Source organism: Pseudomonas cannabina (assembly GCF_900100365.1).
Lineage (GTDB): Bacteria > Pseudomonadota > Gammaproteobacteria > Pseudomonadales > Pseudomonadaceae > Aquipseudomonas > Aquipseudomonas cannabina.
On the sequence record NZ_FNKU01000001.1, the window covers coordinates 5196039 to 5218880 of the forward strand.

A 22842-nucleotide genomic window follows, 5' to 3' on the forward strand; every position below is an offset into this window, starting at 1 on the left:
CAGGCCTCACGCTTTGCGATGACTAAAGATGCCAAGTGCCCGTTCAATGCATTGCGCGGTTTTTCCGAATGCCTGAACGGAAATTTCCGACAAGACACCGCCGCCCTGGTCAGCGACCACCAGCAGCATGACCTTGCCGTTGTTGCTCAGCGAGCGAATCAGCCAGTGCTGGCCGCTGAACAGTGTCTTGAGCGGCGCGGGCAGCAAGGCCGCAAACTGTGCGTTGTTGGCGGGCGTCATGCGCAGTTGGGTGGGCTGGGTCAGCAGACGTTGCAGCACAGTGCTTTCCTTGACGAACAGCTGCAACGCGGCGGTTTCCTGGGGCAGGCCTGCCAGTTGATTGACCCGCAACACCGATGAGGTCTTGTCCAGCATCAACAGCAGGACCCGTTCCATGCCGCACGCCATGAACGCATCGCGAGCAGAGGTGGTGAGGTGCATGGCGTTGATGAACGGGCTGGGCTCTTGCAACAGTTCGGCACATTGCTTGCGCCACAATTGCAGGGCGTCGGCCGATGGCGGTGGTGCGGCCTCATTATCGCGTCGCACGCGGCGCGCATCCCACGGCCAGATCAGCGATTCGGCCGGGTGCCACAAATCGCTTTCTGCGTGAGCGCGCGCGCTGCTGGCGGCGTTCTGGTGCGCCTGTTGCTGAATGTCATCGAGCGGCTGTTGCAGATAAAGGCTGATAAGACGTTCCCAGCGCAGGCAGTGCGGACTGTTCCAGGCCTGTTGGGCCGCCAGCGCAAGGCCGTTGCCCAGCAGCACGGTATTGGCAGGCTGATTCAGCCAGCGGCGCAGATTGGGGTCGGCGTCCATCAACTGTTGCTGTTCGAGCGGGCTGCGGTCTTCGCGTGCGATGCGCAGCGCCTTGGCCAGCTCGCGTCGCTCATTGATCAGCAGCCTGTAGCCACGGGTGACCCAGACCGGCAGGCGCCAGAACTCGGCAAGCGCCAGGCACAAATCCAGCAGGTTGACGCCAAACAGCTCTTTTTCCACCGCGTCGCTGGAGTGCCCCTTGTGGATAACGCGCAACTCCAGTTCTTCCAGCAATTTTGGATAAGCCAGTGCCATCGGCCAGAGTGGCGCGAGAAACAGCAGGCTGCCCAGGTGAATGTCTTGCCAGAGCCGCGCCAGACGGCTGGCAAACAGCCCGTTGGCCTGTTGCGTGGCATGCTGGCTGACCAGAATCAGCTGGCGATAGGCCGCAGGAATCTCTTCGGGGGGCTTGGCTGGCAGACGGCCCAGCAAGGTTTCGGTGCGCGCCAGCCCCAGGCGATTGATCGCGATCTCGAGGCTTTCGGCCTGTTCTGTCATCCCGTGGGTGTGATGATTGGCTTCGCGCATCACACTCAGCACCAGTGCAGGGCTTTCCTGCATCATTTCGGCGATTTCACGCAACGAACGGCGGCTGTCGTTGAGGGCTGAACGAACGTGAGCATGATTGGCGGCAGGAACCGGCAACGCGATACCGTCAAGTTGTTTGACCCAGGCATCAAGCGTGGCTGGAACAAGGTGATGTGCTGCGCGTGGTGTCGGCATGGGGTGGCCTGTGCGACTGATTTATCTGGGCTGGAGGACTGCCAGTGTGCAGGGCGGCCCGGCCATTTTCACCCTTCGATTGACGGAGCAAAACGGTTTTTCACAAGAACCGGCTATAGTCTCGCCCAGATGGGCCGATAAGGAGAAGAAGAGTTTCAAGAACTTGCGCACTGTCCCTGAACCCGACTCAGTAAAGTATTTTTTCCTATGGCTAAAATTATCGGCATCATTGTCGTCTTCGCGAGCGTACTCGGCGGATACGTGTTGTCTCACGGCAAGATCATGGCGCTGTTCCAGCCCTATGAGGTCTTGATCATCGGCGGTGCCGCACTGGGTGCGTTTCTCCAGGCCAACCCCGGCTACATGACCATGCACGTGTTCAAGAAGTCGCTGAAGATGTTCGGCAGCCGCTTCACGCATGCCTACTATCTGGAAGTGCTGGGGCTGGTGTACGAAATCCTCAACAAGAGCCGCCGTGAAGGCATGATGGCGATCGAGGGGGATATCGAAGATGCCGCCTCCAGCCCGATCTTCGCCAAATACCCAGGCGTGCTGAAAGATGAACGCATGACTGCGTACATCTGTGATTACCTGCGCATCATGTCGTCCGGCAACATGGCTCCCCACGAGCTGGAAGGCCTGTTCGACATGGAGCTGCTGAGCATGAAAGAAGAGCTCGAGCACCCGTCTCACGCGGTCACCGGTATTGCTGACGGCATGCCCGGCTTCGGTATCGTCGCGGCGGTACTGGGTATCGTGATTACCATGGCGTCCCTGGGTTCGGGCGACAAGGCAGCCATCGGCATGCACGTGGGTGCGGCATTGGTGGGGACCTTCTTCGGTATTCTCGCGGCCTACGGTTTCTTCGGCCCGCTGGCCACCTGTCTTGCACACGACGCCAAGGAAGAAATGAACGTTTACGAGAGCATCAAGGCGTCGCTGGTGGCGTCGGCCTCCGGCATGCCGCCTTCGCTGGCCGTCGAGTTCGGCCGCAAAGTGCTGTATCCGTTGCATCGGCCCAGCTTCAGCGAGCTGGAACAAGCGGTTCGCGGTCGCTAAGTCATGGAAAATAATCAGCCGATTATCATCAAGCGCGTAAAGCGCTTCGGTGGAGGCCACCACGGTGGTGCCTGGAAAATCGCGTTCGCTGACTTCGCGACGGCGATGATGGCGTTCTTCCTGGTGCTGTGGCTGATGTCATCGGCCACGCCCGAGCAGTTGCTGGCGATTGCCGGTTATTTCAAGGACCCGGTCGGTTTTTCGGACAGCGGCTCGCCGTATGTGATTGACCTGGGTGGTTCGCCGGAAATGTCGCCGAACCAGACCCTCAATCCTGAGGTCAAGACCACCCCGTCGCCGGACACCGTGCCGATCGAGGCTGAAACCTCGGAGACCAAGGCCGAAGCGGTCGAGCAGGAGCGTCTGGAGATGCTGTTGCAGGAGCTGCAGAACAAGGTCGAGGAAAACCCGCAACTGCAGAAATTCAAGGACCAGATTCTGTTCGAGATCACTCAGGACGGCTTGCGTATCCAGATTATGGATGCCGAAAACCGGCCTATGTTCGACTCGGGCAGCGCACGTCTCAAACCGTACTTCGAAGACATTCTGCTGGCGCTGGCTGACACCATCAAAAGCGTGCCGAACAAGATCAGCATCAGCGGCCACACCGATGCAACGCCATTTGTGGGCAGTGGCGGATTCGGCAACTGGGAGCTGTCGGCCAACCGCGCCAATGCCGCACGTCGCGCGCTGGTTGCCGGGACGTATCCGGATTCGCAGGTGGCCAGGGTGGTGGGTTATGCCTCGTCGGCGCTGTATGATCATGAGAACCCGACCAATCCGGTCAACCGTCGTATCGATATCGTTGTGCTGACCAAAAAGGCCCAGCAACGCATCGAGGGTGATCAGAACTCCGGCGGCGCACCTGCAACCAAGCCTGCTCCGGCAGCACCTGCGACGCCCGCGGCTCCGGGGGCTTCGTCTGCGACGCCGCCCGATCCGCAGGCCTATGCCCAGCCGCATGAGATCCGGCAGAAGCTGAACATCTTCGACGACGGCAAGTTACGCGTCGAGCCTGCTCAGAACTGAGCCGCAACAGAGACAAAAACGCCGCGATGATCGCGGCGTTTTTGTGTCTGGCTTTCAGTCTGCGGTGCTCAGTAGGTTTCCTGCGGCAGGCTGGCAATGATCGAGCGATAGCTGTTCATGCGCTGCTGTTGCACGCGACCGTCTTCCAGGCCCTTGAGCAAAGCACAGCCCGGCTCGCGGTCATGCTTGCAGTCGCGGAAACGGCAGGTGCCGATCAAGTCGTTGAACTCGATGAAGCCGGCCTCTACATCGGCACGGCTGACATGGCCCAGACCGAACTCGCGAATACCCGGTGAGTCGATCAGATCGCCGCCACGGGGGAAGTGGAACAGGCGGGCGGTGGTCGTGGTGTGCGTACCCTGGCCCGAGACTTCGGACAGCGGGCCGACACGAGTGTCGGTATCCGGCAACAGGCTGTTGACCAGCGAGGATTTACCGACACCGGACTGACCGACGAACACGCTGATGTGGCCGTCGAGCTGGCTTTGCAGCTTCTGCATGCCGTCGCCGTGATGCGCAGACACTTCCAGTACCGGATAACCCAAGGTGCGATAGACCGCCAGCAGCGCATTCAGCGCGGGGGCGTTCTGCTCGTCGATCAGGTCCGCCTTGTTGAGCAGCAACAGCGGATGAATCCCGGCGTGCTCGGCAGCGACCAGATAACGGTCGATGAGGTTGGCATGCGGCTCGGGCATCGGTGCAAAGACAATCACGATCAGGTCGACGTTGGCTGCGACAGGCTTGAGCTGGCCACGGGAGTCCGGGCGGCGCAGTTCGGTGGTGCGCGGCAATTGCGCGACGATCACACCGATGCCCTGATTGCCAGCACGCCACACAACACGGTCGCCAGTCACCAGGGCGGGCAGGTTGGCGCGCAGGTGGCAGCGAAATACCTTGCCGATGTCTTCGCCTTCCTGGGCCTCGACTTCGACCTGTACGCCGAAGTGCGCGATTACCAGGCCGGTTTGCTCGGGGCCGAGGTCGCCGCCTTCGAGTGTTTCGAGTGTTACGGACTCGCGTTTTGCCGCACGGGCAGCGCGCTCGCCCTGAATTTTTTCGATGCGCCAGTTCTGACGACGATTGAGTTGGCGTTTGGCCATGGGTGTTCCGATGTGATGTAACCGATGAATTAAGCAGTACGTTTGATCGGCAGGAGTCTAGCACGGCAGGGTGAGCTAAACTGCGCGCCTACGCTGAGGAGTCGACACATGCAGAACAAGCAGAACCTGATCTGGATCGATCTGGAAATGACCGGTCTGGACCCTGATACCGATGTCATCATCGAAATGGCTACGATCATCACCGATAGTGAGCTGAACACGCTGGCCGAAGGGCCGGTGATCGCAGTGCACCAGAGCGACGAGACGCTGGCGAAAATGGACGAGTGGAACACCCGCCAGCACGGCGGCTCGGGCCTGACCCAGCGCGTGCGTGAAAGCACCATCAGCATGGCTGAAGCCGAAGCGCAGACCCTTGAGTTCATCAAGCTGTGGGTGCCCGAGCGCAGTTCGCCGATCTGCGGCAACAGCATCTGCCAGGATCGTCGCTTTCTGTATCGCCACATGCCGACGCTGGAAAACTACTTTCACTACCGCAACCTGGACGTCTCGACCCTCAAGGAACTGGCGGCTCGCTGGTCTCCCGAGCTCAAGTTCAAGAAAGGCAGCACGCACCTGGCGCTGGATGACATCCGTGAGTCAATTGCCGAGCTGCGTTTTTATCGCGAGCATTTCATCAAGGTGTGATCGTTTGAAAGCAGGGGCCTGATGCGCGCTGAATAATCTTTGTTGCACCCTTTCAGTGCGCAGGTCTGCTGGTTAGACTGCGCGCCTTTGTCGCAGAGTCGCCGCCATGTTGCTGATGCTTTATCTGATCGCCATCACCGCTGAAGCCATGACCGGCGCGCTGTCGGCCGGGCGGCGCGGGATGGATTGGTTCGGCGTGGTACTGATCGCCTGCGTGACTGCGCTGGGTGGCGGCTCGGTGCGCGATGTGTTGATCGGCCACTACCCGCTGACGTGGGTCAAGCACCCGGAATACCTGATGCTGACCAGTGTGGCGGCGTTGGTGACGATCTTCATTGCCCCGTTGATGCGTCACCTGCGTTCGCTGTTTCTGGTGCTCGATGCGCTGGGGCTGGTTGCGTTTACCTTGATCGGCTGCATGACCGCGCTCGAAGCCGGACATGGGCTGGTGATCGCGTCGGTGTGCGGCGTCATCACGGGGGTATTCGGCGGCATCCTGCGCGATATTTTCTGCAACGACATCCCGCTGATCTTCCGCCGCGAACTCTACGCCAGCGTGTCGTTTTTGGCCGCGTGGTGTTTTCTGCTGTGTCAGTACCTGCAACTGCCGAACGAACAGGCCGTGCTGATCACCCTGTTCGGCGGCTTGCTGCTGCGCCTGTTGGCCATCCGCTTCCGCTGGGAAATGCCCAAGTTTGTCTATAAAGACGAGCCCTGAAGCTTGTGGGAGCGAGCTTGCTCGCGAAGAGGCCAGCAAACGCGCTGCCAATTTAAAGCGTCGCAACACCATGCCGCCGCAACGCCCATTCCACATGCTCCTTGACCAGTTCCGACGGATAGTCGCGCCGCGCTTGCAGGGCCTCGATCACCGGAATAGTGGAGGGCGCATTGCCCAAGCCGACGGCCAGGTTGCGCAGCCAGCGTTCGTACCCGGCGCGGCGCAGGGGGGAGCCTTCGGTGTTGCCAAGGAATGTGTCTTCATCCCATAAAAACAGCTCGGCCAGCCCGGCATTGTCCAGATTGTGACGCGGCTGGAAGTCACGCTGGTCGGTCGGGCGGGCGAAGCGGTTCCACGGGCAGACGATCTGGCAATCGTCACAGCCAAATACGCGGTTACCAATCAACGGCCGCAGCTCTTCGGGAATCGCGGTTTTAAGCTCGATGGTCAGGTAGGAAATACAGCGTCGTGCGTCCAGCACGTAAGGGCCGACAAACGCCGCAGTCGGGCAGATGTCCAGGCAGGCCGTGCAGCGCCCGCAGTGTTCCGTCGCGTGGGGCGCATCGACCGGCAGCGGAATATCGACGAACAGCTCGCCCAGAAAAAAGAAACTCCCCGCCTTGCGATTGAGCACCAGCGTGTTCTTGCCGATCCAGCCCAGCCCGGCCTGTTCGGCGATGGCCTTTTCCAGCACCGGAGCGCTGTCGACGAAGGCACGAAAACCAAACGGGCCGATGGCCTGCTGAATGCGCTCGGCCAGTTGCTGGAGACGCTTGCGGATCAGCTTGTGGTAATCGCGGCCCAGGGCATAGCGTGACACGTAGGCTTTTTCCGACTCCGTCAGACGCTGGGCCATCTCGCTGTCGCCCGGCAGGTAATCCATGCGCAGTGACACCACGCGCAGCGTTCCCGGCACCAGCTCATCCGGGTGGGAACGTTTGCTGCCATGGGCTGCCATATAGTCCATTTCACCGTGATAACCCGAGTCGAGCCAGCGTTGCAGGTGCTGCTCGTGCTCTGCCAGGTCCAGACCGCTGATCCCGACGTCCTGAAAGCCCAGCTCACGCCCCCACGCCTTGATCGACAGGGCAAGGGTGGCAAGGTCATCGGAAGTGGGACGTTCAACAGTAATAGCGGACATGCGCAGAGAGAAACCGGGGCCAAGGTGCGTATAATTCTGCCAGACATCGGAGCCCATAGACGCATGTTCGACACTAAACCTCATTTACCCGACGCGCTGTACAGCGCGGCGCAGGTCCGCGACCTCGACGCGCGGCTGATTGCCGCCGGTACGCCGGGTCTGGAACTGATGCAGCGCGCGGCCCATGCCACCTGGCGTGCAATACGTCGGCGCTGGCCGGAGGTGAACGAACTGACCGTGCTGGCCGGGCGTGGCAAGAATGCAGGTGACGGGTATCTGGTGGCGGCGCTGGCGCACAAGGCTGGCTGGCAGGTCAACGTGCTGGCAGTCGGTGCGCCGGACGCGCTGACTGGCGATGCGGCATCAGCTTATGCCATGGCTTCGGACGTGACTGTTCAGCCTTGGGCCGGACAGCAGCTGAAGGGCGTGCTGCTCGATGCGTTGCTTGGCACCGGGCTCAACGGTGAAGTGCGCGAGCCTTATCGTTCGGCCATCGACGCAATCAATGCCAGCGGTCTGCCAGTCGCAGCGGTGGACGTCCCGTCAGGCCTGAGCGCAGACACCGGACAGTCCCTTGGCGTTTCAGTGCGTGCCAATCTGACGGTGACCTTCATCGGTCTGAAAACAGGACTGCTGACTGGTGAAGCGGCAGATCAGGTCGGTGAGCTGGTTTTTGACGATTTGCAGGCCGATCCCGCCTTGGTTGCGCAGACACCTACCAGCGCGAAACGTCTTGATACACACAATTTGCCGTCTTTGGCAGCACGTCCGCGTACCGCTCATAAAGGCATGTTCGGGCGAGTGCTGGTCATTGGTGGCGACTACGGCTTCGGCGGCGCTGCCCTTCTTAGCGCCGAAAGCGCGTTGCGCAGCGGTGCAGGCATGCTCACCTTGGCGACCCGTGCCGAACACATCCAGGCGGCGTTGACGCGCATGCCGGAAGTCATGAGCGCCGCAATCCGCTCGGCAAACCAACTGATGGCGCTGATCGAGCCTGCCAGCGTGCTGGTGGTAGGGCCGGGTCTGGGTCAGGCCAGTTGGGGGCGCAGCCTGTTATCCGCCGCCGCCAACGCGGATCGGCCGCAAGTCTGGGATGCCGACGCGCTGAACATGCTGGCCGCCGGGCAGGTGAGTCTGCCCGCAAACAGCGTCATCACGCCACATCCGGGTGAAGCAGCGCGCCTGCTGGGCGTGGGTATCAAGGATATTCAGGCGGATCGCCTCGCGGCTGCGCGCACACTGGCGCGCAAATTCAAGACGGTATGTGTCCTCAAGGGCTCCGGCAGCCTGATCGCCGATGCGCACGGTCAGCTCGCGTTGTGTGATCGCGGCCATCCTGCGATGGCGACTGCCGGGCTGGGTGACGTGCTCGCCGGCCTGATCGGCGCGCTGATGGCGCAGCATTTAACGCCTTTCGACGCGGCTTGTCTGGCCGTGTGGTTGCACGCGAGTGCCGGTCAGAACGTGGGTGAAACCGGTCGAGGGCTGGCCGCCAGCGATATTATTCCCGCCATTCGTCAGTTATTGGAGGAGCTGCAACCGTGTCTGATTTAACGCTGCATGTGGTTGGCGAAGAGGCGATGATGCATTTTGGTGCGCGCCTTGCGGAGGTCACCGAGGGCAAAGGTGTCATCTTTCTCGACGGCGATCTGGGCGCCGGGAAAACCACCCTTTCGCGGGGCATGATTCGCGGGTTCGGGCACGCCGGGGCTGTCAAGAGCCCGACTTTCACGCTGGTCGAACCCTACGAAATCGACGCGGTAAGGGTCTTTCACTTCGACCTGTATCGGCTGGTCGATCCAGAAGAGCTTGAGTTCATGGGGATGCGTGATTATTTCGACGGCGAGGCACTTTGTCTGATTGAATGGCCCCAACGCGGTGCAGGCTTTTTGCCAAAGCCCGACCTGACCATTACCATTGGCCCGCACGGCGAAGGTCGGTCTGTCGTTTTGAGCCCGCTGGGCTCGCGTGGCGAACGCTGGTGTGCCACTTTGGCTTTGGAATTCAAATAGATATGGGGTTAGGTATGCGCATGCGCGCGCTGGTTACTGTAGTTGGTCTGCTGTTGATGGCCCTGGCTGTCGAGGCGGTTGCCGCTACGCAAGTACGAAGTGTCCGCTTATGGCGAGCGCCGGATAACACACGTCTGGTCTTTGACCTGTCGGGGCCGGTGCAACACAGCCTGTTTACCCTGACTTCGCCCGACCGTCTGGTGATCGATATCAATGGTGCGACGCTCGGCGGACCCCTGAACGTGCCGACCGCCAATACTCCGATCAGCAGCATGCGCTCTGCGCAGCGCATGCCGACCGATCTGCGCGTGGTCATCGACCTCAAAAAAGGCGTAACCCCGAAGAGCTTCACGCTCGCGCCGAACCAGCAATACGGCAACCGTCTGGTAGTCGACCTGTTCGATAACGCCGCCGATGCCAACCCGACGACGCCAGTGATCCCGGACACCGCCGCCAATACGGCACCGGCGGTTCCGGTCAGCCCTGCCAAACCTGAAATCAAATTGACCCCGGTGCCTAACGGCAAGCGCGATATCGTGATCGTGATCGATGCCGGGCACGGTGGTGAAGACCCGGGCGCCTCGGGCGGCGCGGGTCAGAAAGAGAAAAACGTGGTGCTGTCGATTGCCAAGGAACTTCAGCGCCAGGTCAACGCTGAAAAAGGCTATCGCGCCGAGCTGACGCGAACCGGGGATTACTTCATCCCGCTGCGCAAACGTACCGAGATTGCCCGCGCCAAGGGCGCAGACCTGTTCGTTTCCATTCACGCCGACGCGGCACCGTCTTCCGCTGCATTCGGTGCATCGGTGTTTGCCCTCTCGGATCGTGGTGCTACCTCCGAAACCGCGCGCTGGCTGGCGGACAGTGAAAACCGTTCCGACCTGATCGGTGGTGCCGGTGCGGTCAGCCTCGATGACAAGGACCGCATGCTCGCAGGTGTGCTGCTGGACTTGTCCATGACCGCCTCGCTGTCGTCGAGCCTGAACGTCGGCCAGAAAGTGTTGAGTAATATCGGCCGGGTCACTTCGCTGCACAAGGCTCGCGTCGAGCAGGCAGGGTTCATGGTACTCAAGTCGCCGGACATCCCGTCGATTCTGGTGGAAACCGGCTTTATCTCCAACGCCAACGAAGCCAACAAGCTTGGCTCTGCGTCGCACCAGCAGGCGCTGGCGCGTTCAATCACTTCCGGCGTGAAGCAGTTCTTCCAGCAGAACCCGCCGCAGGGCACTTACATTGCCTGGTTGCGTGATAACGGCAAGCTGGCCCAAGGCCCGCGTAACCACGTGGTTCGCTCTGGCGAAACCCTGGCCATGCTCGCAGCACGCTATGACATGAACATCGCCACCCTGCGCAGTGCCAATAATCTGAAAACCGATGAATTGAAAATCGGCCAGGACCTGCGTATTCCGAGTTCCGAGGTTGCTACACAGTAATGACCGATCTTCTGCTTGACGGCGCCGAAGCCGATAACGCCCGGACGGGCTTGAACGCCGCACGTATCGAATTGCTTAGTCCGCGTCTGGCCAACCAGATCGCTGCGGGTGAGGTGGTCGAGCGCCCGGCGTCGGTGATCAAGGAACTGCTGGAAAACAGCCTCGATTCTGGCGCGCGGCGCATTGACGTCGATGTCGAGCAGGCGGGCATCAAGCTGCTGAAAGTACGTGACGACGGCGGCGGTATCTCTTCGGATGATCTGCCGCTGGCTCTGGCGCGACACGCGACCAGCAAGATTCGAGACCTGGAAGACCTTGAGCGGGTGATGAGCCTGGGCTTCCGGGGCGAGGCGCTGGCGTCGATCAGCTCGGTAGCGCGCCTGACACTGACCTCGCGTACCCGCAACGCCGATCAAGCCTGGCAGGTTGAAACCGAAGGTCGCGACATGGCTCCGCGCGTGCAGCCAGCGGCGCATCCAGTGGGCACCTCGGTAGAAGTGCGCGACCTGTTCTTCAACACGCCCGCCCGGCGCAAATTTCTCAAAGCCGAGAAAACCGAATTCGATCACTTGCAGGAAGTCATCAAGCGCATGGCGCTGGCGCGTTTCGATGTCGCTTTCCATTTGCGCCACAACGGCAAAACCGTGCTCAGCCTGCACGAAGCGCATGACGACACCGCCAGAGCGCGTCGTGTCTCGGCCATCTGTGGGCCGGGCTTTCTGGAGCAGGCGCTGCCTATCGAGATCGAGCGCAACGGTCTGCATTTGTGGGGCTGGGTCGGGCTGCCGACCTTCTCGCGCAGTCAGGCCGATCTGCAATATTTCTTCGTGAATGGCCGTGCCGTGCGCGACAAGCTGGTCGCTCATGCCGTGCGGCAGGCGTATCGCGACGTGCTGTTCAATGGCCGTCATCCGACCTTCGTACTGTTTTTTGAAGTCGATCCCGCTGCCGTCGACGTCAACGTTCACCCGACCAAGCATGAAGTGCGCTTCCGTGACGGGCGCATGGTGCATGATTTTCTGTATGGCACCTTGCACCGTGCGTTGGGTGATGTGCGTCCTGAAAATCAGCTGGGTGGCAGCGTACCGGTTGCCGTCGAGCCCCGACCAACCGGGCCGGAAGCGGGCGAATTCGGGCCGCAGGGCGAAATGCGTCTGGCCAACAATGTGCTGGAGCAGCCGCAGGGCGAAGCTTTCGCGCGGCCAGCTGGCGGCGGGGCCGGTAGCGGCTATCAATACCAGTATTCGCCACGGCCCACGACGGGCGTGCCGGTTGCCGAAGCGCAGAGCGCCTATCGCGAGTTTTTCGCGCCGTTGCCCAGTGCCGCGCCTTCATCATTGCCAGCGTCAGAGAGCGACATTCCACCGTTGGGCTATGCACTGGCGCAGCTCAAAGGCATCTACATTCTGGCTGAAAACGCCCAGGGTCTGGTGCTGGTCGATATGCATGCGGCCCACGAGCGAATCATGTATGAGCGCTTGAAAATCGCCATGGCCAACGAAGGTCTGAGCGGCCAGCCGCTGTTGGTGCCTGAGTCCCTCGCGGTCAGCCAGCGCGAAGCGGATTGCGCCGAAGAACACATTGCGACGTTCCAGCGGCTGGGTTTCGAGCTTCAGCGGCTGGGCCCGGAAACCCTGGCAATCCGGCAGATTCCGGCCTTGCTCAAACAGGCCGAAGCCAATCGGCTGGTCAGCGATGTGCTGGCAGACCTGATGGAATATGGCACCAGCGACCGGGTGCAGGCGCACATGAACGAGTTGCTCGGCACCATGGCCTGCCACGGCGCGATCCGCGCCAACCGGCGGCTGGCCATTCCGGAAATGAACGCTCTGCTGCGCGACATGGAAAACACCGAGCGCAGCGGACAATGCAACCACGGTCGTCCCACCTGGACCCAGATGGGCCTGAGTGACCTGGATAAATTATTCCTGCGCGGTCAATGAATGAATGCTTTACCTCCGGCCATCTTTCTCATGGGGCCTACCGCTGCAGGCAAGACCGACCTTGCCATCGAGCTGAGCAAAGTCCTGCCCTGCGAACTGATCAGCGTCGATTCGGCACTGGTTTATCGCGGCATGGACATTGGCACCGCCAAGCCGTCCAGGGCGCAGCTGGCGGAATTTCCGCATCGGCTGATCGACATTCTCGACCCCGCGCAAAGCTATTCCGCCGCTGACTTCCGCACCGACGCGCTGGCCGCCATGGCGGAAATCACCGCACGCGGAAATATTCCTTTGCTGGTCGGCGGCACTATGTTGTATTTCAAGGCTCTATTGGACGGATTGGCTGATATGCCGGCCGCCGATGCAGAGGTTCGGGCGCAGCTTGAAGCCGATGCGCAAGCCTTTGGCTGGCAGTCGTTGCACGATCAATTGGCGCTGGTCGACCCGGTGTCGGCGGCACGTATTCATCCCAACGATCCGCAACGTCTGATCAGGGCGCTGGAGGTTTATCGCGTCAGCGGAATGAGCATGACCGCACACCGCGAGCAACAAACTGCGCAAAGTACTGAAGCAGCCGCATCAGGGCAGCAGCAATTGCCCTATACTGTCGCGAACCTTGCCATCGCTCCGGCTGATCGCAAGGTGCTACACCAGCGTATCGCGTTGCGTTTTGAGCAAATGCTGGATCAGGGGTTTCTGGACGAAGTACTGGCATTGCGCTCGAGAGGCGACCTGCATGCAGGGTTGCCATCGATAAGAGCAGTCGGTTATCGCCAGGTCTGGGATCACCTGGATGGAAAACTGACGCGGGATGAAATGCAGGAACGGGGCATCATTGCTACGCGTCAACTGGCCAAGCGGCAATTCACCTGGCTACGCAGCTGGGAAGATCTACACTGGCTCGACAGTCTGGCCAGCGACAATCTGCCACGTGCCTTGAAATACCTGGGATCGGTCTCCATATTGGGCTGAGTCCCTGCAATAGCCGTCTATCCTTGGGGGGTGGCCGGTCAAGCCAATCGAATTCGATTTATTATTTTATTGATCCTTAAAGGAGTGAGGCACATGTCAAAAGGGCATTCGCTACAAGACCCTTACCTGAATACCTTGCGTAAAGAGAAGGTCGGGGTATCGATCTATCTGGTCAACGGTATCAAGCTGCAGGGTACGATCGAGTCTTTCGACCAGTTCGTCATTTTGCTGAAGAACACGGTCAGTCAGATGGTCTACAAACACGCTATTTCCACCGTCGTACCGGTTCGTCCGATCCGCCTGCCAAGCGCTACCGACGCTGACGGTGCGGACGCCGAGCCAGGTAACGCCTGATAGGAGTCTGCCTTGTTCTTTGAGCGCCACAGTGGTGGTGAACGTGCCATTCTCGTTCATCTGGATGGTCAGGACCCTGAGGCGCGCGAAGATCCGCAGGAGTTTCAGGAGCTGGCCATTTCGGCCGGTGCCGATACCGTTGCGTTTATCAACGTGCCGCGTCATCGTCCATCGGCCAAATACCTGATTGGCTCTGGCAAGGTCGAGGAGCTTCGCGACCAGGTCAAAGCCGAACAGGCTGATCTCGTGATATTCAATCACACCCTCACGCCCAGTCAGGAACGTAACCTCGAACGCGTTTTCGAGTGTCGCGTGCTTGATCGTACCGGCCTTATTCTCGATATTTTCGCCCAGCGGGCGCGTACTCACGAAGGCAAGCTGCAGGTCGAACTGGCCCAGCTTGAGCACATGAGCACCCGTCTGGTCCGCGGCTGGACTCACCTTGAGCGTCAGAAAGGGGGTATCGGCCTGCGCGGTCCGGGGGAAACCCAGCTCGAAACCGACCGTCGTCTGCTGCGGGTGCGCCTGCGTCAGATCAAAGGCCGGCTCGAGAAGGTTCGCAGCCAGCGTGACCAGGCCCGTCGCGGGCGGCGTCGTGCCGATATTCCTTCGGTGTCGCTGGTGGGTTACACCAACGCCGGCAAATCGACGCTTTTCAACTCGATCACCGATTCGGACGTGTTTGCGGCCGATCAGCTGTTCGCCACACTCGATCCGACCCTGCGCCGTCTGCAGCTCGATGACCTCGGTCCTATCGTGCTGGCCGACACCGTGGGCTTCATTCGTCATTTGCCGCACAAGCTGGTTGAAGCTTTTCGTGCGACGCTTGAAGAGTCGAGCAACTCCGATCTGCTGCTGCACGTCATCGACTCTCACGAGCCGGACCGCATGTCGCAGATCGAGCAGGTCATGGCCGTGCTTGGCGAGATCGGTGCCGAGGGCTTGCCGATCCTCGAGGTCTATAACAAACTCGATCTGCTGGAAGGGGTAGAGCCCCAGATACAGCGCGATGCCGATGGCAAGCCGCAACGTGTCTGGCTGTCTGCCCGTGATGGACGAGGACTGGATCTGCTCAAGCAGGCCGTTGCCGAGCTGCTGGGTGATGATCTGTTTGTCGGCACTCTGCATTTGCCTCAGAATCTTGCCCGGTTGCGTGCCCAGTTTTTCGAACTGGGTGCGGTGCAGAGCGAGACGCATGATGAAGAGGGTGCCAGCTTGCTCGCGGTGCGAATACCGCGCGTTGAACTCAATCGTCTGGTGAGTCGCGAAGGATTGCAGCCGCTGGAGTTCATCGAGCAACACACTTTGCAATAAAAGCACGGGAAAGCCTTTGTACGGTCTTCCCGGGCATTCTGTAGCATTGGTCGGCGCGCCGCGGGCGCGTCTTTGCTTTATCAGATGGAGAGCGCTATGGCTTGGAATGAGCCGGGTGGCAACTCGAATAATCAAGATCCCTGGGGTGGCAAACGCCGTGGCGGCGACCGCAAGGGGCCACCTGATCTCGACGAAGCCTTCCGAAAGCTGCAGGAAAGCCTGAAGGGGCTGTTCGGCGGCGGAAACAAACGCGGCAGTGATGGCGGCGGCAGCGGCAACGGCGGCAGCTCGGGCAAGGGCGGTGGTCTTGGCCTGCTCGGCATCGGCCTGGTCGTACTCGTCGCTTTCTGGCTTTACAGCGCGATCTATGTCGTTGACGAGCAAGAGCAGGCTGTCGTGCTGCGTTTCGGTCAGTACCACGAAACCGTGGGGCCGGGCCTCAACATCTATTTCCCGCCGTTCGACAGCAAGTACATGGAAAACGTGACGCGCGAGCGTGCCTACACCAAGCAGGGCCAGATGCTCACCGAAGACGAGAACATCGTCGAAGTGCCGCTGACCGTGCAGTACAAGATCAGCAACCTGAAAGACTTCGTACTGAACGTCGATCAGCCTGAGATCAGCCTGCAACACGCGACTGAAAGCGCGCTGCGTCATGTCGTGGGTTCCACGGCAATGGATCAGGTGCTGACCGAAGGGCGTGAGCTGATGGCGAGCGAAATCAAGGAGCGCCTGCAACGCTTCCTCGACACCTACGGCACCGGCATCACCGTGACCCAGGTGAACGTGCAAAGCGCCGCGGCGCCGCGTGAAGTTCAGGAAGCCTTCGACGACGTGATCCGCGCCCGTGAAGACGAGCAACGTGCCCGCAACCAAGCTGAAAGTTACGCCAACGGCGTGATTCCGGAAGCTCGTGGTCAGGCCCAGCGTATCCTCGAAGATGCCAACGGCTATCGTGATGAAGTGGTGTCGCGTGCCAAGGGTGAGGCTGATCGCTTTACCAAACTGGTTGCCGAATATCGCAAGGCACCTGAAGTCACTCGCCAGCGTCTGTATCTGGACACCATGCAGGAAGTCTTCAGCAATACCAGCAAGGTTCTCGTGACCGGTGACAAAGGGCAGAACAACCTGCTTTACCTCCCGCTCGACAAGATGATCGAGAGCAGCCGCAGCAGTACCACCAATGGCTCCAGTGCTGGCACGTCATCTCAGGCCAATACTGATGCAGCCACGCGAGTGACCGATACTCAGCAGCGCGGTGAAGTACGTACCAGGGAGACTCGCTGATGAGTAACAAATCGCTGATCACCCTCATTGTCGGTGTGGTCCTGGCAGTCATTGCCTGGAACAGCTTCTACATTGTGTCCCAGACAGAACGTGCGGTCCTGCTGCAATTCGGTCGTGTGGTCCAGGCGGATGTTCAGCCGGGTCTGCATGTGAAGGTTCCTTACGTGAACCAGGTGCGCAAGTTCGACGGACGTTTGTTGACCCTCGATGCGCCGACCCAGCGTTTTCTGACGCTGGAAAAGAAAGCGGTCATGGTCGATGCCTACGCCAAGTGGCGCGTGAAGGATGCAGAGCGTTTCTATACTGCGACTTCCGGCCTCAAGCAGATTGCCGACGAGCGCCTGTCGCGTCGTCTGGAGTCTGGTCTGCGTGACCAGTTCGGCAAGCGCACCCTGCACGAAGTTGTGTCGGGTGAGCGTGATGCACTGATGTCGGACATCACCGGTTCGCTGAACCGCATGGCCGAGAAAGAGCTAGGCATTGAAGTGGTGGATGTCCGGGTCAAGGCCATCGACCTGCCGAAGGAAGTGAATCGCAGCGTCTTCGAGCGGATGAGCACCGAGCGTGAACGTGAAGCGCGTGAGCATCGCGCCAAGGGTAACGAACTGGCTGAAGGCATTCGTGCCGACGCCGATCGTCAGCGCCGTGTGTTGCTGGCAGAAGCCTATCGTGAGTCCGAAGAGGCTCGTGGTGATGGCGATGCACAAGCTGCCTCGATCTACTCCAAGGCATACGGTCAGGATCAGGAGTTCTATGTGTTCTACCGCAGCCTGCGCGCCTACCGTGAGAGCTTCGCGAACAAGAGCGACGTGATGGTGCTTGATCCGAATAGCGAATTCTTCCGCTATATGGAAAAAGCCAAGCCGTAATCAATCACCCGCCGGGCGGCAAAACCGTCCGGTGGGGTGATCGCACGGTGAAACGTGTGTATCATGCGGCAGCCGGGAAATTCCCGGCTTTTTTGCGTCTGCACGGTTGATTGGCTGCAGCCAGGTCGATCCCGGCAAGCGGCAGGTTTTTCGAGGGAAGTGGTCCGGGGTCTTTCGCGGGCGTTTGTCGTGCGCGTCATACGGCTCACCACTTTCTGCTTCACTCTAGGTCGGCCTCAAGGCTGGCCGCCCGGATCACAGGGGAATGGCGTAATGGCAACGGTTGACCGCTGGCTGCTACCAGATGGCATCGAAGAAGTACTGCCACCAGAAGCGGCGCGCATTGAAGTGGCGCGCCGTCAGGTGTTGGATCTGTTTCAGAGCTGGGGCTATGAATTCGTCGTCACCCCGCATATCGAATATCTGGAGTCCCTGCTGACTGGCGCTGGCTCGGACCTGGATCTGCGTACTTTCAAGGTCATCGACCCGCAATCGGGCCGGCAGATGGGCTTTCGTGCCGACATCACGCCGCAGGTTGCGCGCATCGATGCACACACGCTCAAGCGCGAAGGCCCGAGCCGTCTGTGCTACGCGGGCAGTGTCCTGCACGCCCAGCCGCGTGCGCTGTCTTCATCGCGCAGCCCGATTCAGCTTGGCGCAGAGCTGTATGGCGATGCGAGCCCGAGCAGCGATGTCGAAGTGATCAGCCTGATGCTGGCCATGTTGCAGCTGGCCGAAGTGCCGGATGTGCACATGGACCTCGGGCATGTCGGCATCTACCGTGGGCTGGCGCGTGCTGCCGGGCTGTCGGGTGAAGTCGAACAGCAGCTGTTCGATGCGCTGCAACGCAAGGCTATCGACGAAGTGATTGCCCTGACGGCCGATCTGCCGCAGGAGCTGGCGTCGATGCTGCGCGCGCTGGTCGATCTGTGCGGTGGCCGCGACGTGCTCGATGCTGCGCGTGATCGTCTGGCTGGCGCGCCTGCGCCAGTGTTGGCGGCACTGGATGACCTGTTGGCCATTGCAGACCGTCTCGCCACCCGTTTCCCGCAGTTGCCGCTGTATTTCGATCTCGGTGAGCTGCGTGGCTACCATTACCATACCGGTGTGGTGTTCGCGGTGTTCGTGCCGGGTGTGGGCCAGGCGATTGCCCAGGGCGGTCGTTACGATGACATCGGTGCCGACTTTGGTCGTGCTCGCCCGGCGACCGGCTTTTCCACGGATCTTAAAACCCTGGTGACCCTGGGGCAGGCAGAAATCGTTTTACCGTCCGGAGGCATCTGGGTGCCGGACAGCACAGATGCGGCACTCTGGCAGCGGGTATGCCAGTTGCGCAGCGAAGGTCAGCGTGTGGTTCAGGCTTTGCCTGGGCAGCAGGTGAGCGCGGCGCGTGAAGCCGACTGTGACCGGCAATTGATTCAGCATGGCGAGCACTGGCAGGTAATGCCGCTGGCTTCTTGAGTATTCCTGCCGGCCGCCGCCGGCACCAAGTTTGCGTGAATGAGGACAAGTGTTATGGGTAAGAATGTCGTAGTCCTGGGCACTCAATGGGGTGATGAGGGCAAAGGCAAGATCGTTGATCTGCTGACCGAACATGCTACCGCCGTGGTTCGCTATCAGGGTGGCCACAATGCGGGCCACACCCTGGTGATCGACGGTGAGAAAACCGTATTGCACCTGATTCCGTCCGGTGTACTGCGCGAAGGCGTGCAGTGCCTGATCGGTAACGGTGTGGTGGTTGCTCCCGACGCGCTCCTGCGCGAAATCATCAAGCTGGAAGAGAAAGGCATTCCGGTGCGCGAGCGCCTGCGCATCAGCCCGTCCTGCCCACTGATCCTGTCTTACCACGTCGCGCTGGACCAGGCCCGTGAGAAAGCCCGCGGCGAGTTCAAGATCGGCACAACCGGTCGTGGTATCGGCCCGGCTTACGAAGACAAGGTTGCACGTCGCGGTCTGCGCATCGGTGACCTGTTCCATCGCGAGCGTTTCGCCGCCAAGCTGGGCGAACTGCTCGACTACCACAACTTCGTGCTGGTCAATTACTACAAAGAGCCTGCCATCGACTTCCAGAAGACACTCGACGAGTGCATGGAATACGCTGACATGCTCAAGCCGCTGATGCTCGATGTCACCGCTGCGCTGCATGAAATGCGTCGCGACGGCAAAGACATCATGTTCGAAGGCGCTCAGGGTTCGCTGCTGGATATCGACCACGGTACGTATCCGTACGTGACCAGTTCCAACACCACGGCGGGCGGTATCGCCACCGGTTCCGGCTTCGGTCCGATGTACCTGGATTACATCCTGGGCATCACCAAGGCCTACACCACGCGCGTAGGATCGGGTCCGTTCCCGACCGAACTGTTCGACGACGTGGGTGCTTTCCTGGCCAAGCGTGGTCACGAGTTCGGCGCAACTACCGGCCGTGCCCGTCGTTGCGGCTGGTTCGATGCCGTCATCCTGCGTCGCGCCATCGAAATCAACAGCATCTCGGGCCTGTGCCTGACCAAGCTGGACGTGCTCGATGGTCTGGAAACCATCAACATCTGCATCGGCTACGAGAACGAAGAAGGCGCGGTCATCGATGCGCCGACCGATGCTGACAGCTACCTCGGCCTGCGTCCGGTCTACGAGCAGATGCCGGGCTGGAGCGAGTCCACGCTGGGTGCCAAGACCCTCGAAGAACTGCCTGCCGCTGCACGCGCTTACATCAAGCGTGTCGAAGAGCTGGTCGGTGCGCCGATCGACATCATTTCGACCGGTCCTGACCGCAACGAAACCATCGTTCTGCGTCACCCGTTCGGCTGATACGTCACCGGGCTGTGCCAGAAGGGCCGCGTTTAGCGGCCCTTTTTGCGTTCAGCGGCAGGCGCAGCCAATCCGGCAAAAGTGAGACTTGTGTCACGGCACGGCGCTTGCTACAAAGATGACAGAAAAGTGCCATCATTTTAATGGCGCTCATGGTGGAAGGATTCTCCTGTGTCAGCTGTCCTGTCTCTTTTGCAAAGTCGTCTGCTGCGCCCAGTCTTCATTGCACTGGGCATCGCCCTTTTGGTGCAGGTTGTGGTGGCGGTTGCGCTGACCCGAAGCACGGTCTCGGCCCTTGAGGCGGATCTGGCCACTCGCCTTGGGGTAGATTCGCAACATCTTTCCTCCGAGCTTGAGCTGGCGAGTAGCGAAGTGACGTCGAGCCTCGATGCTCTGTCTGCCAGCACCCGGCAACGCCTGAGCGTCGGACTGTCGACGCGCCTCAAAGATGAGCAGGGGCAACTACGAGCCACGCTGGAAAAAGACCTCAGAGAATCCGCCACTGACATGGCCGAATTGCTGGCCGCCGTCGCCCCGCGAGCCATGTGGGATAACGACACACCGACCCTTTCAGAATTTGCGCGGCGCGCCCAGCGCAATCCCAACGTGTTGTTCGTGGTTTATGACGACGCGGCGGGCGAGCACCTCACCCGCTACATGAACCGGGATAACCCGCTGGTCAAGGCGCTGCTGGCCAAGGGTGAAGGCGAGCGGGCGATGGACAAAGTTCTGAACGCTGCGAAAAACGATCCTTCGGTGTATTACGTCGAAGCTTCTATCAGCCCTAACGGTGTGGAAATCGGCAGAGTACGCATGGGCGTGTCCACGGCGACCGTCGAGGAGAACCTGGCAGCGCTGGACAAGCGTTTCGCAACGCTGATCACCAGCGGCGAGCAACTGGTTTCCGGCAGCCTTGCCAGCGCCTCAAAGGACAGCTCGACGGCGCTGCGCACCCGGCTGCAATCCGCTCAGGCCGCAGCGACTGCAATGACCGGCAATACCCGTGTCGCGGTTCAGGATGCGGCTGAAACCTTGCGCTGGCGGATCGGCATGGGCCTGGCGCTGGTGGGGCTGGGTGTTTTGCTATTGCTGGCCGTAGTGCTGGGGCGTCGTGTGGTCAGCAAACTGCATCTGCTGATCGCCGCACTGAATGATCTGGCGGCCGGTGAGGGCGACCTGACCAAGCGCGTCAAGCTGGACAGCAATGACGAAATTGGCGACATGTCGGCGGCGGTCAACCGCTTCATCGACAAGCTGCAACCGATCGTGCGCGAAGCCGGCGAGGTGGCACAGCGCACCGGTGTGGAAATTGGTGCCATGAGCGAGCGCAATGCCGGTGCCGATGCCGCGGCCGAGTTGCAGCGTGACGAAGTGGCGGCCAGTCTGAAGGCGCTGGAGCAGATGGCTGACGAGGCGCAGTCGGAAAGTCATGCGATGCAGGCGGCGTTGCGCCAGGTGATCGACATCAAGCAGGCCACCGACGAAAACACCCGTACTTCCAATCAGGTGGGCGGTCTGATCGAGGCGCTGGCCGGACAGGTCGAGACCGGCGCGCAGGTGATCGAGCGTCTGGCGCAGCAAAGTCAGCAGATTGAAGTCGTGCTGGAAGTGATCCACGGCATTGCCGAGCAAACCAATCTGCTCGCACTGAACGCGGCTATCGAAGCGGCGAGGGCGGGCGAGACGGGCAGGGGCTTTGCCGTGGTGGCCGATGAGGTGCGTGCGCTGGCCAGCAAGACGCAAAGTTCGACCGGCGACATCCAGGAGCACATCGTGGCCTTGCAGCGCGGCGCGAAAGAGGCGGTTGCCGCCATCGGCATTGCCGGTCGTCAGGCCAAGGAAGGTCTGGAAGTGCTGCGCGACAGCGTCAAGCGGCAGCAGACGGTGCAGGCCTCTGTGGAGCAAGTGCACGCGGCCATCGGGCTGGCGACCCAGGCTGCCGTTCATCAGGCCGAAGGTGCGCAGGCGGTACGTGGTCGGGTCGAGGTGATTCACGCTCAGGCCGAGCGTGCTGCCAAGGCAGTGGTGGCGACGACCGCCAGTGGCAAGGTGCTCAATGGGCTGGCAGCACAGTTGAAGGCGAGCCTGGGGCAGTTCCGCGCATGATGCTCTTGTCTGCTGCGTCACCCCTTGGGGCGGCGTGCCTGGGCAAGGCGAAAATATTTTCAAATCCCGAAAAGCACAAAACCGAGCCATTGGCTCGGTTTTGTTTGAATTGGTGCCCAGAAGAAGACTCGAACTTCCACGACCTTGCGGTCACCAGCACCTGAAGCTGGCGTGTCTACCAATTTCACCATCTGGGCAGTATCAGCAGCGTGTACGCCGTTGATGGGGCGCACTATACGGCCATCGTTTTACTCTGTAAACCCCTGTTTTGATTTAATAATCAAAGCCGGAAAATGCAAAAACCCGCTTTCGCGGGTTTTTGTGTGGCTTGAGACTGCTGTAGTCTGTTGCCTGAATTGGTGCCCAGAAGAAGACTCGAACTTCCACGACCTTGCGGTCACCAGCACCTGAAGCTGGCGTGTCTACCAATTTCACCATCTGGGCAGTATCGACAAGCATCAGCCTGTCGATGGCGCGCACTATACGGAGCGCCTTTTGGGCTGTAAACCC

The 22842-nt window shown here is 60.5% G+C and carries 19 protein-coding genes and 2 tRNA genes; 16 read left to right on the forward strand and 5 right to left on the reverse strand.

The window, feature by feature from the left end; all coding sequences use genetic code 11:
* Window positions 1–6: 6 nt before the first annotated feature.
* Entirely contained in the window at window positions 7–1542 is a 1536-nt protein-coding gene (locus tag BLT55_RS24390) for an HDOD domain-containing protein (RefSeq protein WP_055001569.1), read from the reverse strand.
* Between the two features lie 207 nt (window positions 1543–1749).
* On the opposite strand from BLT55_RS24390, the gene motA reads away from it, so the two are divergent.
* Together motA and motB are read left to right on the forward strand one after the other, a co-directional pair.
* Window positions 1750–2601, forward strand: coding sequence for a flagellar motor stator protein MotA (gene motA, locus BLT55_RS24395; RefSeq protein WP_007251017.1), 852 nt, complete (start codon window positions 1750–1752; stop codon window positions 2599–2601).
* A 3-nt stretch (window positions 2602–2604) separates the two neighbouring features.
* Window positions 2605–3630: a flagellar motor protein MotB gene (gene motB, locus BLT55_RS24400; RefSeq protein WP_007251016.1), complete on the forward strand. Its 1026-nt coding sequence runs from the start codon at window positions 2605–2607 to the stop codon at window positions 3628–3630.
* 68 nt (window positions 3631–3698) lie between these two features.
* On the opposite strand, the gene rsgA is transcribed toward motB, so the two are convergent.
* Complete coding sequence (rsgA, locus tag BLT55_RS24405) at window positions 3699–4730, reverse strand: small ribosomal subunit biogenesis GTPase RsgA (RefSeq protein WP_055001570.1); 1032 nt, start codon at window positions 4728–4730, stop codon at window positions 3699–3701.
* A 108-nt stretch (window positions 4731–4838) separates the two neighbouring features.
* Between rsgA and orn the strand changes: the two genes are divergently transcribed.
* Window positions 4839–5375 (forward strand): oligoribonuclease, encoded by a 537-nt coding sequence (gene orn, locus BLT55_RS24410; RefSeq protein ID WP_055001571.1) that lies wholly within the window; start codon window positions 4839–4841, stop codon window positions 5373–5375.
* A gap of 106 nt (window positions 5376–5481) precedes the next feature.
* Window positions 5482–6093: a trimeric intracellular cation channel family protein gene (locus tag BLT55_RS24415; protein ID WP_007251013.1), complete on the forward strand. Its 612-nt coding sequence runs from the start codon at window positions 5482–5484 to the stop codon at window positions 6091–6093.
* Between the two features lie 52 nt (window positions 6094–6145).
* Here BLT55_RS24415 and queG read toward each other — a convergent pair whose 3' ends face one another.
* Window positions 6146–7234 carry a tRNA epoxyqueuosine(34) reductase QueG gene (queG, locus tag BLT55_RS24420; RefSeq protein WP_055001574.1) on the reverse strand — a complete coding sequence of 363 codons (1089 nt, stop codon included), beginning with the start codon at window positions 7232–7234 and terminating at the stop codon, window positions 6146–6148.
* 63 nt (window positions 7235–7297) lie between these two features.
* On the opposite strand from queG, the gene BLT55_RS24425 reads away from it, so the two are divergent.
* From BLT55_RS24425 to BLT55_RS24480, 12 genes are all read left to right on the forward strand, one after another.
* The gene (locus tag BLT55_RS24425) at window positions 7298–8788 is read left to right on the forward strand and encodes a bifunctional ADP-dependent NAD(P)H-hydrate dehydratase/NAD(P)H-hydrate epimerase (RefSeq protein WP_074801050.1); all 1491 of its coding nucleotides are present in this window, start codon (window positions 7298–7300) and stop codon (window positions 8786–8788) included.
* Entirely contained in the window at window positions 8776–9246 is a 471-nt protein-coding gene (tsaE, locus tag BLT55_RS24430; protein WP_054999711.1) for a tRNA (adenosine(37)-N6)-threonylcarbamoyltransferase complex ATPase subunit type 1 TsaE, read from the forward strand. Before BLT55_RS24425 ends, tsaE begins: the two co-directional genes overlap by 13 nt.
* Before the next feature lie 2 nt (window positions 9247–9248).
* On the forward strand, window positions 9249–10679 hold the full coding sequence (locus tag BLT55_RS24435; RefSeq protein WP_208601284.1) for an N-acetylmuramoyl-L-alanine amidase: 1431 nt from the start codon (window positions 9249–9251) through the stop codon (window positions 10677–10679).
* Entirely contained in the window at window positions 10679–12622 is a 1944-nt protein-coding gene (gene mutL, locus BLT55_RS24440; protein ID WP_054999688.1) for a DNA mismatch repair endonuclease MutL, read from the forward strand. The genes BLT55_RS24435 and mutL overlap by 1 nt, the downstream gene beginning before the upstream one ends.
* Window positions 12623–13594 carry a tRNA (adenosine(37)-N6)-dimethylallyltransferase MiaA gene (gene miaA / locus BLT55_RS24445; RefSeq protein WP_054999689.1) on the forward strand — a complete coding sequence of 324 codons (972 nt, stop codon included), beginning with the start codon at window positions 12623–12625 and terminating at the stop codon, window positions 13592–13594.
* 93 nt (window positions 13595–13687) lie between these two features.
* Window positions 13688–13948 carry an RNA chaperone Hfq gene (gene hfq / locus BLT55_RS24450; RefSeq protein WP_002551819.1) on the forward strand — a complete coding sequence of 87 codons (261 nt, stop codon included), beginning with the start codon at window positions 13688–13690 and terminating at the stop codon, window positions 13946–13948.
* Window positions 13949–13960: 12 nt separating this feature from the next.
* Window positions 13961–15262 (forward strand): ribosome rescue GTPase HflX, encoded by a 1302-nt coding sequence (hflX, locus tag BLT55_RS24455; RefSeq protein ID WP_007251006.1) that lies wholly within the window; start codon window positions 13961–13963, stop codon window positions 15260–15262.
* 96 nt (window positions 15263–15358) lie between these two features.
* The gene (gene hflK, locus BLT55_RS24460; protein WP_054999690.1) at window positions 15359–16549 is read left to right on the forward strand and encodes an FtsH protease activity modulator HflK; all 1191 of its coding nucleotides are present in this window, start codon (window positions 15359–15361) and stop codon (window positions 16547–16549) included.
* Complete coding sequence (gene hflC, locus BLT55_RS24465) at window positions 16549–17418, forward strand: protease modulator HflC (RefSeq protein WP_054999691.1); 870 nt, start codon at window positions 16549–16551, stop codon at window positions 17416–17418. Before hflK ends, hflC begins: the two co-directional genes overlap by 1 nt.
* 273 nt (window positions 17419–17691) lie before the next feature.
* Window positions 17692–18879, forward strand: a complete 1188-nt coding sequence (locus BLT55_RS24470; RefSeq protein ID WP_054999692.1) for an ATP phosphoribosyltransferase regulatory subunit — start codon at window positions 17692–17694, stop codon at window positions 18877–18879.
* A gap of 54 nt (window positions 18880–18933) precedes the next feature.
* A complete protein-coding gene (locus BLT55_RS24475; protein WP_007251002.1) occupies window positions 18934–20226 on the forward strand; it encodes an adenylosuccinate synthase in 1293 nt (430 codons plus the stop codon).
* Window positions 20227–20397: 171 nt separating this feature from the next.
* Window positions 20398–22332 carry a methyl-accepting chemotaxis protein gene (locus tag BLT55_RS24480; RefSeq protein ID WP_054999693.1) on the forward strand — a complete coding sequence of 645 codons (1935 nt, stop codon included), beginning with the start codon at window positions 20398–20400 and terminating at the stop codon, window positions 22330–22332.
* Window positions 22333–22442: 110 nt separating this feature from the next.
* Here BLT55_RS24480 and BLT55_RS24485 read toward each other — a convergent pair.
* Window positions 22443–22529, reverse strand: a tRNA-Leu gene (locus tag BLT55_RS24485).
* Between the two features lie 160 nt (window positions 22530–22689).
* A tRNA-Leu gene (locus BLT55_RS24490) sits at window positions 22690–22776 on the reverse strand.
* Between the last annotated feature and the right edge of the window lie 66 nt (window positions 22777–22842).